General features: G+C 73.8%; 13 protein-coding genes. 9 read left to right on the forward strand and 4 right to left on the reverse strand.

What is annotated here, in order from left to right:
- Window positions 1-12: 12 nt before the first annotated feature.
- Entirely contained in the window at window positions 13-825 is an 813-nt protein-coding gene (locus tag AB0C69_RS05310; protein ID WP_360350044.1) for a DUF3097 domain-containing protein, read from the reverse strand.
- A 204-nt stretch (window positions 826-1,029) separates the two neighbouring features.
- Here AB0C69_RS05310 and hrcA point away from each other — a divergent pair, with 204 nt between their 5' ends.
- From hrcA to AB0C69_RS05325, 3 genes are all read left to right on the forward strand, one after another.
- Window positions 1,030-2,040, forward strand: a complete 1,011-nt coding sequence (gene hrcA / locus AB0C69_RS05315; protein ID WP_345174401.1) for a heat-inducible transcriptional repressor HrcA — start codon at window positions 1,030-1,032, stop codon at window positions 2,038-2,040.
- Window positions 2,041-3,174, forward strand: coding sequence for a molecular chaperone DnaJ (dnaJ, locus tag AB0C69_RS05320; protein ID WP_345174404.1), 1,134 nt, complete (start codon window positions 2,041-2,043; stop codon window positions 3,172-3,174).
- A 106-nt stretch (window positions 3,175-3,280) separates the two neighbouring features.
- A complete protein-coding gene (locus tag AB0C69_RS05325) occupies window positions 3,281-4,012 on the forward strand; it encodes a 16S rRNA (uracil(1498)-N(3))-methyltransferase (protein WP_360350048.1) in 732 nt (243 codons plus the stop codon).
- 15 nt (window positions 4,013-4,027) lie between these two features.
- On the opposite strand, the gene AB0C69_RS05330 is transcribed toward AB0C69_RS05325, so the two are convergent.
- Window positions 4,028-4,708: a hypothetical protein gene (locus AB0C69_RS05330; RefSeq protein ID WP_360350051.1), complete on the reverse strand. Its 681-nt coding sequence runs from the start codon at window positions 4,706-4,708 to the stop codon at window positions 4,028-4,030.
- Window positions 4,705-5,247 carry a SigE family RNA polymerase sigma factor gene (locus AB0C69_RS05335; RefSeq protein WP_021597207.1) on the reverse strand — a complete coding sequence of 181 codons (543 nt, stop codon included), beginning with the start codon at window positions 5,245-5,247 and terminating at the stop codon, window positions 4,705-4,707. Before AB0C69_RS05335 ends, AB0C69_RS05330 begins: the two co-directional genes overlap by 4 nt.
- Window positions 5,248-5,594: 347 nt before the next feature.
- Between AB0C69_RS05335 and AB0C69_RS05340 the strand changes: the two genes are divergently transcribed.
- The 4 genes from AB0C69_RS05340 (at window position 5,595) to AB0C69_RS05355 (ending at window position 8,960) form a co-directional block, all read left to right on the forward strand.
- Entirely contained in the window at window positions 5,595-5,939 is a 345-nt protein-coding gene (locus AB0C69_RS05340; protein ID WP_345174413.1) for a histidine triad nucleotide-binding protein, read from the forward strand.
- 125 nt (window positions 5,940-6,064) lie between these two features.
- Window positions 6,065-7,141: a PhoH family protein gene (locus AB0C69_RS05345; RefSeq protein WP_345174415.1), complete on the forward strand. Its 1,077-nt coding sequence runs from the start codon at window positions 6,065-6,067 to the stop codon at window positions 7,139-7,141.
- A complete protein-coding gene (ybeY, locus tag AB0C69_RS05350; RefSeq protein ID WP_345174417.1) occupies window positions 7,138-7,614 on the forward strand; it encodes an rRNA maturation RNase YbeY in 477 nt (158 codons plus the stop codon). The genes AB0C69_RS05345 and ybeY overlap by 4 nt, the downstream gene beginning before the upstream one ends.
- A complete protein-coding gene (locus tag AB0C69_RS05355; protein WP_345174420.1) occupies window positions 7,614-8,960 on the forward strand; it encodes a hemolysin family protein in 1,347 nt (448 codons plus the stop codon). Before ybeY ends, AB0C69_RS05355 begins: the two co-directional genes overlap by 1 nt.
- Window positions 8,961-8,981: 21 nt before the next feature.
- Here the strand turns inward: AB0C69_RS05355 and AB0C69_RS05360 are convergent, their stop codons facing one another.
- Entirely contained in the window at window positions 8,982-9,320 is a 339-nt protein-coding gene (locus tag AB0C69_RS05360; RefSeq protein ID WP_360350057.1) for a cytidine deaminase, read from the reverse strand.
- Between the two features lie 153 nt (window positions 9,321-9,473).
- Here AB0C69_RS05360 and AB0C69_RS05365 point away from each other — a divergent pair, with 153 nt between their 5' ends.
- Together AB0C69_RS05365 and AB0C69_RS05370 are read left to right on the forward strand one after the other, a co-directional pair.
- On the forward strand, window positions 9,474-11,606 hold the full coding sequence (locus tag AB0C69_RS05365; RefSeq protein WP_360350060.1) for an MMPL family transporter: 2,133 nt from the start codon (window positions 9,474-9,476) through the stop codon (window positions 11,604-11,606).
- A gap of 52 nt (window positions 11,607-11,658) precedes the next feature.
- Window positions 11,659-12,903: BTAD domain-containing putative transcriptional regulator (locus tag AB0C69_RS05370; protein ID WP_360350063.1), on the forward strand; the 1,245-nt coding region annotated here is incomplete at its 3' end.

Below are 12,903 nucleotides of genomic sequence, written 5' to 3' on the forward strand. Positions count from 1 at the left end.
GGGGGCCCTGGGCTAGGCGGTCACGAAGTCGATGAGTTCCTCCACGCGGCCGAGGAGGGCGGGCTCCAGGTCGGTGTAGGCGTTCACGGAGCCGAGGATGCGTTTCCAGGCGGCGCCCGTGTCGTCGCCCCAGCCGAGTTCGGCGATCACGCCCTCCTTCCAGGGGACGCCGCGGGGGATGCGGGGCCAGGCGCGGATGCCGACGGCCGCGGGCTTGACGGCCTCCCAGATGTCGATGAAGGGGTGGCCGGTCACGAGGACGTGCGGCGAGGTGACCCGGGCGGCGATCCGCGACTCCTTGGACCCGTCCACGAGGTGGTCGACCAGGACGCCGAGGCGCCGTCCCTCCTCGGGGGCGAACTCCTCGACGATGGCGGGCAGGTCGTCCACGCCTTCGAGGTACTCGACGACGACGCCCTCGACGCGCAGGTCGTGGCCCCAGATCTTCTCGACCAGTTCGGCGTCGTGGAGGCCCTCCACATAGATGCGGCTCTCCTTGGCGACCTGCGCCCGCAGGCCCCGGACGGCGATCGATCCGGAGGCCGACCGCGCCGGGCCCGCGGGCGCGGCGGCGGGCCGGACGAGGGTGACCGGTTTCCCGTCGATGAGGAACCCGGACCTGGTCAGCGGGAAGACCCGGCGCTTGCCGAACCGGTCCTCCAGGGTGACGCCGAACTTGTCGCAGCCGACCACGGCGCCGCAGAATCCGCTGTCGGGATCCTCGGCGACCAGGCCGGGCTCGGCGGGGACCTCCGGGATCTGGCCTTTGCGGGGCCGCCGCCAGTCGCCGCCCAGCACGTCGTTTCCGTAGTTCTTACTCCGCACAGATCCGCACATTAACCGGGCGGGACGCCCGTGCGGCGCCGCCCCGCGTTCTTCGGCGTGGCGGCGGTTTCCCGGCCGGATAGGATCACGCAGCCATGCGGAGAGTGCGGGGGCGCTCCAGTCGAGCCGTCCGGGCCGTAGACTTGGCACTCGAAAGCAAGGAGTGCCAGTGGCACGGACCGGCCGGACGAAGGAGGTGACATCGTGCTGGACGACCGGAAACTAGCGGTCCTGCGCGCCATCGTCGAGGACTACGTCTCCACCAACGAGCCGGTGGGATCCAAGGCGCTGGCCGACCGGCACAACCTCGGGGTGTCGCCCGCGACCATCCGCAACGACATGGCGGTGCTGGAGGAGCAGGGCTACATCGCCCAGCCCCACACCAGCGCCGGGCGCGTCCCCACCGACAAGGGCTACCGGCTGTTCGTCGACCGGCTGTCCACGATCAAGCCGCTGTCGGTCGCCGAGCGCCGCGCGATCGAGACGTTCCTGTCGGGGGCCTACGACCTCGACGACGTCGTCGGCCGGACGGTGCGGCTGCTCGCGCAGCTGACCCGGCAGGTCGCGGTGGTGCAGTACCCGTCGCTGACCCGCTCGGCGGTCCGGCACGTGGAGCTGGTCCCGGTGGCGGAGGGGCGGCTGCTGCTCGTCCTGATCACCAACACCGGCCGGGTCGAGCAGCGGGTCATCGAGACCGGGCAGATCTCCGAGGAATCGATCGGCCACCTGCGGGCGTTGCTCAACACGTGCCTGGACGGGCTCGGCTTCGGCGAGGTCCCGGCGGCCGTGGCGGACCTGCCCGACAAGGTGGGCCCGGACGAGCGGCCGGTGGCGGCGGCGGTCCTATCGGTCCTGCTGGAGACGCTCGTCGAGAAGCACGAGGAGAAGATCGTTTTCGCCGGGGCGGCCAACCTCGCCGCCGTGGACTTCTCGCAGAGCCTGCGGGAGGTGCTGGTGGCGCTGGAGGAGCAGGTGGTCCTCATGCGGCTGCTCGGCGAGACCGGCGACTCCTCTACAGTTACGGTGCGGATCGGCACCGAGAACCCCGACCTGGGGCTCAAGTCGACCTCGGTCGTCGCCGCCGACTACGGGGTGGGCGACCTCACTCTGGCCCGGCTGGGAGTGCTCGGGCCGACACGCATGGATTACCCCAGCACGATGGGAGCGGTACGGGCAGTGGCACGCTACGTGGGACAGATCCTGGCGGGGTCGTAAGTGGCGAACGACTACTACGCGACCCTGGGCGTCCGGCGGGACGCCAGCGCCGACGAGGTCAAGAAGGCCTACCGCCGGCTCGCGCGGGAACTCCACCCGGACGTCAACCCGGATCCGGAGACCCAGGAGCGGTTCAAGGAGATCACCCAGGCCTACGAGGTGCTCTCCGACCCCAAGAAGCGCGAGATGTACGACCTCGGCGCGGACCCGTTCGCGTCCGCGGGCGGGGCCGGGGCCGGCGGGTTCGGCGGCGCCGGGTTCCCGTTCAGCGACATCATGGACGCCTTCTTCGGCACCGCGACCTCGCGGGGCCCGCGGTCGCGCGCCCGGCGCGGCCGCAACGCGACGCTGCGGGTCGAGCTCGACCTCGCCGAGACCGCGTTCGGCACCACCCGCGAGCTGTCCATCGACACGGCGGTCGCCTGCACGACCTGCGAGGGGTCGGGCTGCGCGCCCGGCACCCACCCGGAGACGTGCGAGACGTGCCACGGCCGCGGCGAGGTGCAGCAGGTCCAGCGCTCGTTCCTCGGCCAGGTCATGACGGCCCGGCCGTGCCCGGCGTGCGGCGGCTTCGGCTCGGTGATCCGCAACCCGTGCACCGAGTGCTCCGGCGACGGCCGGGTCCGCACCCGGCGCACCGTCAAGGTCAAGATCCCGGCCGGCGTGGAGAACGGCATCCACATCCAGCTCGCCGGCGAGGGCGAGATCGGCCCGGGCGGCGGCCCGCCCGGCGACCTGTTCCTGGAGATCGTGGAGAAGCCGCACCCGATCTTCGAGCGGGAGGGCGACGACCTGCACTGCACGGTCGAGATCCCGATGACGGCGGCGGCGCTCGGGACCAGCGTCACGATCGAGACGCTGGACGCCGCCGAGAGCGTCGACATCAAGCCCGGAACGCAGTCGGGCCAGGTCATCACGCTCTACAACCGGGGCGTCCGGCACCTCAACGAGAGCGGCCGCGGCGATCTGATGATCCACGTCAACGTGGAGACGCCGAACAGGCTCGACGAGGAGCAGGAGGAGCTGCTGCGGCGGCTCGCGGTGCTGCGCGGCGAGGAGCGCCCGCCCGGCAGGTTCGCCCCCGGGCAGCGCGGCGTGTTCTCCCGTCTCAAGGACGTCTTCAACCAGCACTGAAGCGCGGTGGCGGCGGCCTACGAGGAAGGCCGCCGCGGCGATTGAGGAGCAGGGTGGCAGCGATGAGCGACGCCCGCCGGAGCCCCGGTTCCCCCGGACGGCCCGGATGAGCCCGCCGGTCTTTCTCGCCGGAACCGCCGAGCTGGAACGCGACCGCGTCCTGCTCGACGGGCCCGAGGGCCGGCACGCGGCGGCCGTGCGGCGGCTGCGGCCGGGGGAGCGGGTCGACCTGACCGACGGCGAGGGCCTGCTGGCCGAATGCGTCGTCACCGAGGCCGACCGGGCGTCCCTCACGCTGGACGTGCTGGCCCGGCACCGGGAGCCCCCGCCCGCGCCCCGCCTCGTGGTCGTCCAGGCCCTCCCGAAGGGCGACAGGGGCGAGCTCGCGGTCGAGACCATGACCGAGGTCGGCGTCGACGAGATCGTCCCGTGGTCGGCGTCCCGGTGCGTCACCCGCTGGCGCCCGGAGCGGCGCGACAAGGCCCTCGGACGCTGGCGCGCGACCGCCCGCGAGGCCGGCAAGCAGGCGCGCCGCGGCCGCCTGCCCGAGGTGGCGGAGCTGGAGTCCACCGAGGACGTCGCCGAGCGGATCGCCGGCGCGTCCCTCGCCCTGGTCCTGCACGAGGAGGCCGAGGCGCCGCTGAGCGCCGTGGAGCCGCCCGAGCGGGGCGACATCGTCCTCGTGGTCGGCCCCGAGGGCGGGATCAGCGAGGACGAGCTGGAGCGCTTCGCCGCGGCGGGCGGGCGTCCGGCTCGGCTCGGCCCGACCGTCCTGCGCACCTCGACCGCGGGAGTCGCGGCGGCCAGCGTGCTGCTGGCCGCCACCGGCCGCTGGTAGCGCCGGCGGGCGCCGTCACGGGGTGGTGGCGGGGTTCTGCTCGGTCGTCACCGCGGGCTCGCTCGTCTCGGACGGCGTCGGCTGCTCGGTGGGCTTGCTCGGCGGCGGGGGCGTCGTGGACGTGGGCGGGGCCGGCGTCGTGGGGGGCGCCTGCGTCGGGGTCTCGCTCGGGCACGGCGTGGTCGCCGGCGTCGGCGTGGCGGTCGAGCCGGCCGAGGCCCCCGGCGAGGGGATGCGGCACGACGACAGCCCCGGCGAGGAACTGGTGCTCGGCGTCTGCGGGGTGCTCGGCTCTCCCGACGTGCTGGCGCCCGGCGAGGACGGGACGGGGAACTCGGGGTCGATCCCCGGGCCGGTGCGGTCCCCGGCGGTGTCGTCGCCCCCGTCGCCGGACGGGCTGTTGCTGCCGACCGACTGCTGGATCATGTCGATCGTCTGCGGCGCCGTCACGCCGAGCCCGGCGATCAGCACGGCCGCGGCCACGGCGAGGAGGGGGCGCGCCCAGTTCACGGTGAACCGGTCGAACCCGAAACGCGCCGGGCCGAACCGTCCGAGGCCGGTCCGGCGGCGCCGGCCGTCGGCGATACGGGCCTGGATGCGCTCCAGGCCGTCGCCCGCGGGGTTGACCGAGTCCGCCTCCGCGTGCAGGGCGCGGCGGAGGATCTCGCCGTGCTCGTCGTGGGGGTCGGTGGTCATGAGAACTGCTCCAGGACGTTGCGTAGCGCGGTCATGCCGCGCGCCGTATGACTCTTCACGGCGCCGCGGGAGATGCCCATCGCGTTGGCGATCTCCGCTTCGGACAGATCGGCGTAGTAGCGAAGGACGAGCGCCTCCCGCTGGCGGGCGGGGAGCCGGGAGAGCGCGTCGATCACCGCCGAGCGCTCCAGCTCTCCGATGGCGCCGGCTTCCGCGCTCGGCGCGTCGGGCAGGCCCTTGGGGGCGTACTTCTCGACGACGGCGCGGTGCCGGAGCACCGATCGCGACCGGTTGACCACCGACTGGCGCAGGTACGACAGGGCCTTGTCCGGGTCGCGCAGCCGGCGCCAGCCGCCGTGCATCGCGACGAACGCGTCCTGCACGACCTCCTCGGCCGTCCCCGCGTCCCGGACGAGCATGGCCGCCAGGCGCACCAGCGAACGGTAGTTGGCGCTGTAGAGGGCGGTCACCGCCTGATCGGCGTCCCAGGCGACGGCCACCGCGCCCGCCGTGCCCCTGGCCACGAGGGTCTCGGTCACGTCAGTGGGACGCGCACCCTCGTCGCTCGGTTTACGAAAGGGCATGTCCTGGTTTGCCTCGGTCACCTATCCGCCGCCTTTGCCGGCCCCCCGCCGTCCATTCGGACGGGCGCGTCCGAACCGACGTGATCCGGGCGTTCCCGCCGGGGGCGAGATGTGCCGCAACGCCTTGCGAACCGGGGGGTTACGCCTGAGCTGACAACCTTAGCCAGTGGCCGGTCGAAATGCCGACCGCTACGGCGATTCGATCGACGGGAATCCTGTCCGGCCGGGACGGCCGCGATCCGTGCCCGCGCCGGTCCCGATAGGATTTCCGGGCGGTCGCGGACCGCCGCGAGGGGAGACAGATGACCGACTGCCTGTTCTGCAAGATCGTTTCTGGGGACGTGCCCGCCACGATCGTCCGCGAGTCGGCGGGGACGGTGGCGTTCCGCGACATCAATCCCCAGGCGCCGACGCACGTGCTGGTCATCCCGCGTGACCACCACCCGACGGTCGGTGAGCTGGCCGCCTCGGACGCCGAGCTGCTCGCCGAGATGGTGCGCGAGGCCCACGAGGTCGCCGCCGACGAGGGCGTCGCCGAGACCGGCTACCGGATCGTGTTCAACACCGGCTCCCAGGCGGGCCAGACGGTGTTCCACGTGCACGCCCACGTGCTGGGCGGACGTGGCCTGAACTGGCCGCCCGGCTGAGCCGCCCGCCGCGCGCGGGAAAATGCTGCGGCGGTGTGTCGGGGGTCGCCAGTACGATGGAACCGGTACACCAGGACACCCGGAGCAGACAGAAGGCAGGTCCGATAGGCCGCAAGGCCCGGCTGATGGTCGAATCAACTCACGCGAGGGCAACCCGCACGGGGCGCGACGACCGGACAGGCTCGCGCTCGCAGATCAAGATCGTGGTGCCGGACGACCACTCGATGGTGAGCCTGCTGGGCTCCCGGGATGAGTTGCTCCACGCGATCGAGCACGCGTTCGGCGCCGGCATCGACATCCACGTCCGCGGCAACGAGATCACCGTGACCGGCCCGGAGGACGAGACCGACCTCGTCTCGCGGCTGTTCACCGAGATGCTCGAACTGCTGAAGGGCGGCACCCAGCTCACCCCGGACGCCGTCGAGCGCAGCCTGGCGATGCTGCGCGGCGAGAGCGGCGCGCGTCCCGCGGAGGTCCTCACCCTGGACGTGCTGTCCAGCCGGGGCCGGACCATCCGCCCGAAGACGCTGAACCAGCGGCGGTACGTCGACGCGATCGACAAGCACACGATCGTCTTCGGCATCGGCCCGGCCGGCACCGGCAAGACGTACCTCGCCATGGCCAAGGCCGTCCGCGCCCTGCAGGACAAGCAGGTCAACCGGATCATCCTGACGCGGCCCGCCGTCGAGGCGGGCGAGCGGCTCGGCTTCCTGCCGGGAACGCTCTACGAGAAGATCGACCCGTACCTGCGCCCCCTGTACGACGCGCTCCACGACATGGTCGACCCCGACTCGATCCCGCGCCTGATGGCCGCGGGCACCATCGAGGTCGCCCCCCTGGCGTACATGCGCGGCCGCACCCTCAACGACTCGTTCATCATCCTGGACGAGGCGCAGAACACCTCGCCCGAGCAGATGAAGATGTTCCTCACCCGGCTCGGGTTCGGGTCGAAGGTCGTGGTGACCGGCGACGTCACCCAGGTCGACCTGCCGAACGGGCAGCTGAGCGGGCTGCGCGTCGTCCAGGAGATCCTGGACGGCGTCCAGGACATCCACTTCTCCCGGCTGGACAGCCGCGACGTCGTGCGCCACAAGCTCGTCACCGAGATCGTCGACGCCTACAACCGGTTCGACGAGAAGCAGGTCCCGCAGATCAAGCAGGGCGCGGCGCGCGGCGGCCCCCGCAAGCGGGGGCGGCAGTGAGCATCGAGGTGCTGAACGAGTCGGACGCCGAGGTCGACGAGAAGGCCATCGCCGACCTGTGCCGGCACGTCCTGGACGGGATGCGCGTCCACCCGCTGGCCGAGCTGTCGGTGCTGCTGGTCGACGAGGACGCGATGACCGAGCTGCACGTGAAGTGGATGGACGAGCCGGGCCCGACCGACGTCCTGTCGTTCCCCATGGACGAGCTGCGACCCGGGCACATGTCCGGCGGCGCCGACGAGGACGGCGAGGCCGACCCGGGGCTGCTCGGCGACGTCGTGCTGTGCCCCGCCGTCGCCGAGAAGCAGGCGAGGGAGGCCGGGCACAGCACCGCGGAGGAGCTGGAGCTGCTGTGCACGCACGGCATCCTGCACCTTCTGGGCTACGACCACGCCGAGCCGGAGGAGCACCGGGAGATGTTCGGCCTTCAGGCCGAGCTCCTCACCTCCTGGCGGGAGAAACGCGGCGGTTGATGAGCACCGCGCAGGCGTGGCTGTCCGCCCTGGCGGTGGGCCTGGTGTTCTTGGCGGGCCTGCTGGCCGGCACCGAGACGGCGCTCGCCCGGGTCTCGCGCGTCACGGTCGAGGAGGCGCTCCGGGAGGGGCGGCGCGGCGCCAGGCGGCTGGCGGAGGTCGTCGCCGACCCGGCCCGCTACGTCAACATGGTCCTGCTGCTGCGGATCGGCTGCGAGCTGGTCGCCACCGTGATCGTCGCGAATCTGTGCATCTCCTGGCTGGACGAGACGTGGCGCGCCTACGTCACCGCCGCCGCCGTGATGATCGTCGTCAGCTACGTGGTGATCGGGGTGGGACCGCGCACCCTCGGCATCCAGCACGCCGACCGGATCGCGCTGGCGGGCGCCGCCGTGATCCACCCGGTGACCCGGGTGTTCGGGCCGCTGCCCCGGCTGCTGATCCTGCTCGGCAACGCCCTCACGCCCGGCAAGGGGTTCCGGGAGGGCCCGTTCGCCTCCGAGGCGGAGCTGCGCGACCTGGTCGACCTCGCCGAGCAGCGCAGCCTGATCGAGCCGGTCGAGCGGGAGATGATCCACTCGGTGTTCGAGCTGGGCGACACCCTCGTCCGCGAGGTGATGGTGCCGCGCACCGACATCGTGTTCGTCGAGCGCACGAAGACCCTGCGGCAGGCGATGTCGCTGGCGCTGCGCAGCGGCTTCTCCCGCATCCCCGTCGTCGGCGAGAACGAGGACGACGTCGTCGGCATCGCCTACCTCAAGGACATCGTCCGGCGCAGCCAGGAGCACCGGGAGGGCGAGTCGGTCGAGACGGTCGACTCGGTCATGCGGCCCGCCACCTACGTCCCCGACAGCAAGCCGATCGACGAGCTGCTGCGCGAGATGCAGGCCCGGCAGATCCATGTGGCGATCGTCATCGACGAGTACGGCGGCACCGCGGGCCTGGTCACCATCGAGGACATCCTGGAGGAGATCGTCGGTGAGATCACCGACGAGTACGACGTGGAGACCCCGCCGGTGACCTGGCTCTCCGACGACGCGGCCCGCGTCACCGCCCGCCTGCCCGTGGAGGACCTCGCCGAGCTGTTCGACGTGGAGATCGACGCCGAGGACGTCGAGACGGTCGGCGGCCTGCTCGCGCACGCGCTCGGCCGCGTCCCGATCGAGGGGTCCACCGCCGAGGTCGCCACGAACGAGGCCTCCACCGGCGAGCCCGGCCCCGTGCTGTCCCTCAAGGCCGAGACGATCGCCGGGCGCCGCAACCGGGTCGGGACCGTCCTGGTGCGGCGGCTCGGCGCCCCGCCGGCGGACGCCAGGAGCCGGGAGGCCTCGGACCACTCCCGCTGACGGTCCCGGCCGCCGGCCGGTTCAGCTGCGGACGATGTCGCGGACGCTGCCGTCGGGGGCGGCGAGCAGGACCGGCGCCTTGGGGCCGAGATCCCTAACGGCGGCGACGTCGGCGGGGTCGGCGGCCTCGGCGGCGGTGACGACGGCGGCGGCCTCCAGGTCCTCGGCGCCGCTGGAGACGGCCATCGCGACGGCGACCTTGAGCGCCGAGAGCTTCAGGGACGGCAGGTCCACGCTCGTGGCGGAGTAGGTGCGGCCCGTCTCGTCGCGCACGGCGGCGCCCTCGGCGGCGCCCGTGCGGGCCCGCGCCGACCGGGCCAGGGTGATGATCTTCGCGTCCTCGGCGTTCAGCTCGCTCACGCCCCCAGCGTACGGGCAACGCGGGCGGGCGGGACGGCCGGATCGGCGGTCCGCCCGGCCGGATCGGCGGACCGCAAGTCGGCGCCAAGTGGACGGCAAGGGGCGCACGCGAGCCTGGGGAGCGTCGAACAACGCCGTTCTGGGGGAGAAGTAATGTCCCGTCTGCTCTACCGCCTGGGAAGGGCCGCCGCTCTGCGGCCCTGGCGGTTCATCGTCGTCTGGCTGGTGCTCGTCGCCGCGATGGCCGGACTGTCCGGTGTCGCCGGGGGCGCCCTGCACGACAACTACACGCTGGCCGGGACGGGCTCGCAGCAGGCCACCGACCTGCTGAAGGAGCGGTTCCCCGCGCTGGCGGGGGCCGACGCGCGGGTCGTGGTGCACGCGGAGACAGGCAGGGTCGACCAGGCGAAGCTGGCGGCGGCGGCGACGGAGCTGCGCGGGCTGCCGCACGTCAGCGGCGTCGACCCGGTGCAGATCGGCAAGGGCGGCGCGACCGCGCTGATGACGGTCCGGTACTCGGTGCCGGTCACCGACCTCGGGCCCAAGGAGACCCTCGACCTGCTGCGGTCGGCGACGCGGAGCCTGGACGCCGCCGGCTACCGGGTGGAGTTCGGCGGCCAGGTCCCCGAGAACGTGACCGCGCCCGGCGGCGTCGCCGAGGCGATCGGGATCGTGGCGGCCCTGGTCATCCTGCTGCTGGCGTTCGGGTCCGTGGTGGCGGCCGGGCTGCCGCTCGCCGTCGCGCTGGCCGGGCTCGGCGTCGGCGTGTCCGGGATCACGCTGGTCGCCGCGTTCACCGACGTCGCGACCACCGCGCCGACGCTCGCCACCATGGTCGGTCTCGGGGTCGGCATCGACTACGCGCTGTTCGTCCTGACCCGCCACCGGGAGGGGCTCGCGGAGGGGCTCGACGTCCCGGAGGCGGTGGGACGCGCCATCGCGACCGCGGGCCTGTCGGTGATCTTCGCGGGGTTCACGGTGCTCCTGGCGCTGTGCGGGCTGGTGCTGTCGCGGATCCCGGTGTTCATGACGATGGGGTTCACCACCGGGATCGTCGTCGCGGCGACCGTGCTGAGCGCGGTCACGCTGCTGCCGGCCGTGCTGGGCCTCGCCGGCCGCCGGGTGCTGCGCCGCCGCGACCGCGCCGCCGGCGCGGCGATCGCCGTGGAGTCGCCGCGGGTGCGGCGGTGGGCCGTGCACGTCGGCCGGCACCCCTGGCCGTGGCTGCTCGCCGCCGGGGTGCTGATGCTCACGCTCGCCGCCCCGGCGCTCGGCATGCGGACGTGGCCGAGCGACGCCAGCAGCGAGCCCACGTCCAACACCGTCCGCCAGGCCTACGACCTGGTCGCCGAAGGCTTCGGCGCGGGCGCCAACGGGCCGCTCGTCGTCGCCGTCGACCTCACCCGGACCGACGAGGCGTCCCTACCGGGGCTGCGGGACCGGCTGGAGGCCACCGAGGGCGTCGCGTCCGTGGCGCCGCCGCAGGCCTCCCCGCGCGGCGACGCCGCGGTGATCATGGTGACGCCGGACTACGGGCCGCAGGACGCGCGGGTGACCGGCCTCGTCGACCGGATCCGGGCCGACGTGCTTCCGCCCGACACCGAGGTCACCGGGCTGACCGCCATCTACGTGGACCTGTCCCGGGTGCTGTCGGACCGGCTGTGGCCGGTGATCGGCGTGGTGGTCGCGACGTCGTTCGTGATGCTGATGATCGTGTTCCGGTCGCTGCTGGCGCCGCTGAAGGCCGCGGCGATGAACCTGCTGTCGATCGGCGCCGCGTACGGGGTGCTCACGGCCGTGTTCCAGTGGGGGTGGGGCGCGGAGCTGCTCGGCCTGCCGCACAGCGTCCCGGTGTCGTCGTTCATCCTGCTGCTGATGTTCGCCGTCCTGTTCGGCGTCTCCATGGACTACGAGGTCTTCCTGCTCTCGCGGGTCCGGGAGGAATGGCTGCTGCACGGCGACGCGCGCGGCTCGGTGTCCACCGGGCTCGCCGCGACCGGCCGGGTGATCAGCAGCGCGGCACTGATCATGGTGGCGGTGTTCCTCGGCTTCGCCGCCGACCCCGGCCTGGTGATCAAGCAGATGGGGGTCGGGCTCGCGGTCGCGGTGGCGCTGGACGCGACGGTCGTGCGCCTCGTGCTGGTGCCGGCCACGATGTCGCTGCTCGGACGGGCGAACTGGTGGCTGCCGAAGCCGCTCGCCCGGGTGCTGCCGGCGATCGACCTGCACGGCGGCGCGGCGCCCGCGCGGCCCGCCGAGCGGCGCCCCGAGCCCAGCCGCGCGTAGCCGGGGGAGTCACCACAGAAGGGCGGCATGCCCCGGTTAGGCTGATCGGGACATGTCGCCAGTCGTACGCGTTCTCGGGGCCTTCGGGGCCGAGGTGGCCGGAACCGCCGCCGACCTCGGCGGTCACCGGCAGCGCTCCGTGCTCGCCCGCCTCGTCGCCGCGCGGGGCCGCATGGTGCCCGCCGACCGGCTCGTCGACGAGCTGTGGGCGGGCACGCCCCCGCCGCGCGCCGCCGCCGGCCTCCAGTCCTTCGTGTCCCACCTGCGCCGCGCGCTCGAACCGGACCGCCCGCCCCGCACGCCCGCGCGGATCCTGGTCACCGAGCCGCCGGGGTACGCGCTCCGGCTGCCGGACGGCGCCGTCGACGCGTGGCGGTTCGACGCGCTGATCGACGAGGCCGCCGAGCTGGCGGCGGCCGACCCGCGGGAGGCGCGCCGCCGCGCGGAGGCGGCGCTCGCCGAGTGGCGCGGGCCCGCCTACGCCGAGTTCGGCGGCCTGCCGTGGGCCGCGGCCGAGACCGCCCGCCTGGACGAGCGGCGCCGGCTGGCGGTCGAGCACCGCGCCGCGGCCATGCTGAGGCTCGGATCGGCCGCCGAGGCCGTCCCCGACCTGGAGACCCACGCCGCCGCCAACCCGCTGCGCGAGGAGGCGTGGCGGCTGCTGTCCCTCGCCCTCTACCGCGCCGGGCGCCAGGGCGACGCCCTCGCCGCGCTGCGCCGCGCCCGCGCGGCCCTCACCGAGCAGCTCGGCGTCGATCCCGGCCCGGCGCTGCGCCGCCTGGAGAGCGACATCCTGGCGCAGGAGCCCGCGCTGGGCGAGCCGGAGCGGCCGGCGCCGGTGCGTCCCGCCTTGCGGCTCGCGCCCGCGCCCCGTCCCGGCGAGGGCCCGGCCTTCGTCGGCCGCGTCCAGGAACTGGCGCGGCTGGAGGAGGCCGCAGGGAACGCCGCCGCGGGCCGCGGCGGCGTCGTCATCGTCTGCGGCGACGCCGGGATGGGCAAGACCGCGCTCGCCGAGAGGCTCGCGCGCGACCTGGCCGGCCGGGGCTGGACGTGCGCGTGGGGGACGGCGCCGGAGACCGCCGGTGCGCCCGCCGCCTGGCCCTGGGCCGAACTGCTGCGCGACCTGGCGTCCGCCGCCCCGCCCGCCGAGGGCCTCGCCGGACGGCTCGGGGCCCTCCTGGACGACTCCGTCATCGGGCGCGGCGGCGCCGACGTCGTCACGGGGCGGTTCCGGCTCCACCTGGCCGTCGGCGACTACCTCGCCGAGCTCGCGGACACGGCGCCGCTCCTGCTCGTC

Origin of the sequence: Actinomadura sp. NPDC048032, assembly GCF_040653175.1 — a bacterium.
GTDB classification, from domain to species: Bacteria; Actinomycetota; Actinomycetes; order Streptosporangiales; family Streptosporangiaceae; genus Spirillospora; species Spirillospora verrucosospora.

Coding starts and splice junctions, on each gene's coding strand:
- AB0C69_RS05340 (WP_345174413.1), top strand. CDS start 5,595: ATGACCGACTGCCTGTTCTGCAAGATCGTTTCTGGGGACGTGCCCGCC.
- AB0C69_RS05365 (WP_360350060.1), top strand. CDS start 9,474: ATGTCCCGTCTGCTCTACCGCCTGGGAAGGGCCGCCGCTCTGCGGCCC.
- AB0C69_RS05345 (WP_345174415.1), top strand. CDS start 6,065: ATGGTCGAATCAACTCACGCGAGGGCAACCCGCACGGGGCGCGACGAC.
- AB0C69_RS05355 (WP_345174420.1), top strand. CDS start 7,614: ATGAGCACCGCGCAGGCGTGGCTGTCCGCCCTGGCGGTGGGCCTGGTG.
- AB0C69_RS05330 (WP_360350051.1), bottom strand. CDS start 4,708: ATGACCACCGACCCCCACGACGAGCACGGCGAGATCCTCCGCCGCGCC.
- AB0C69_RS05325 (WP_360350048.1), top strand. CDS start 3,281: ATGAGCCCGCCGGTCTTTCTCGCCGGAACCGCCGAGCTGGAACGCGAC.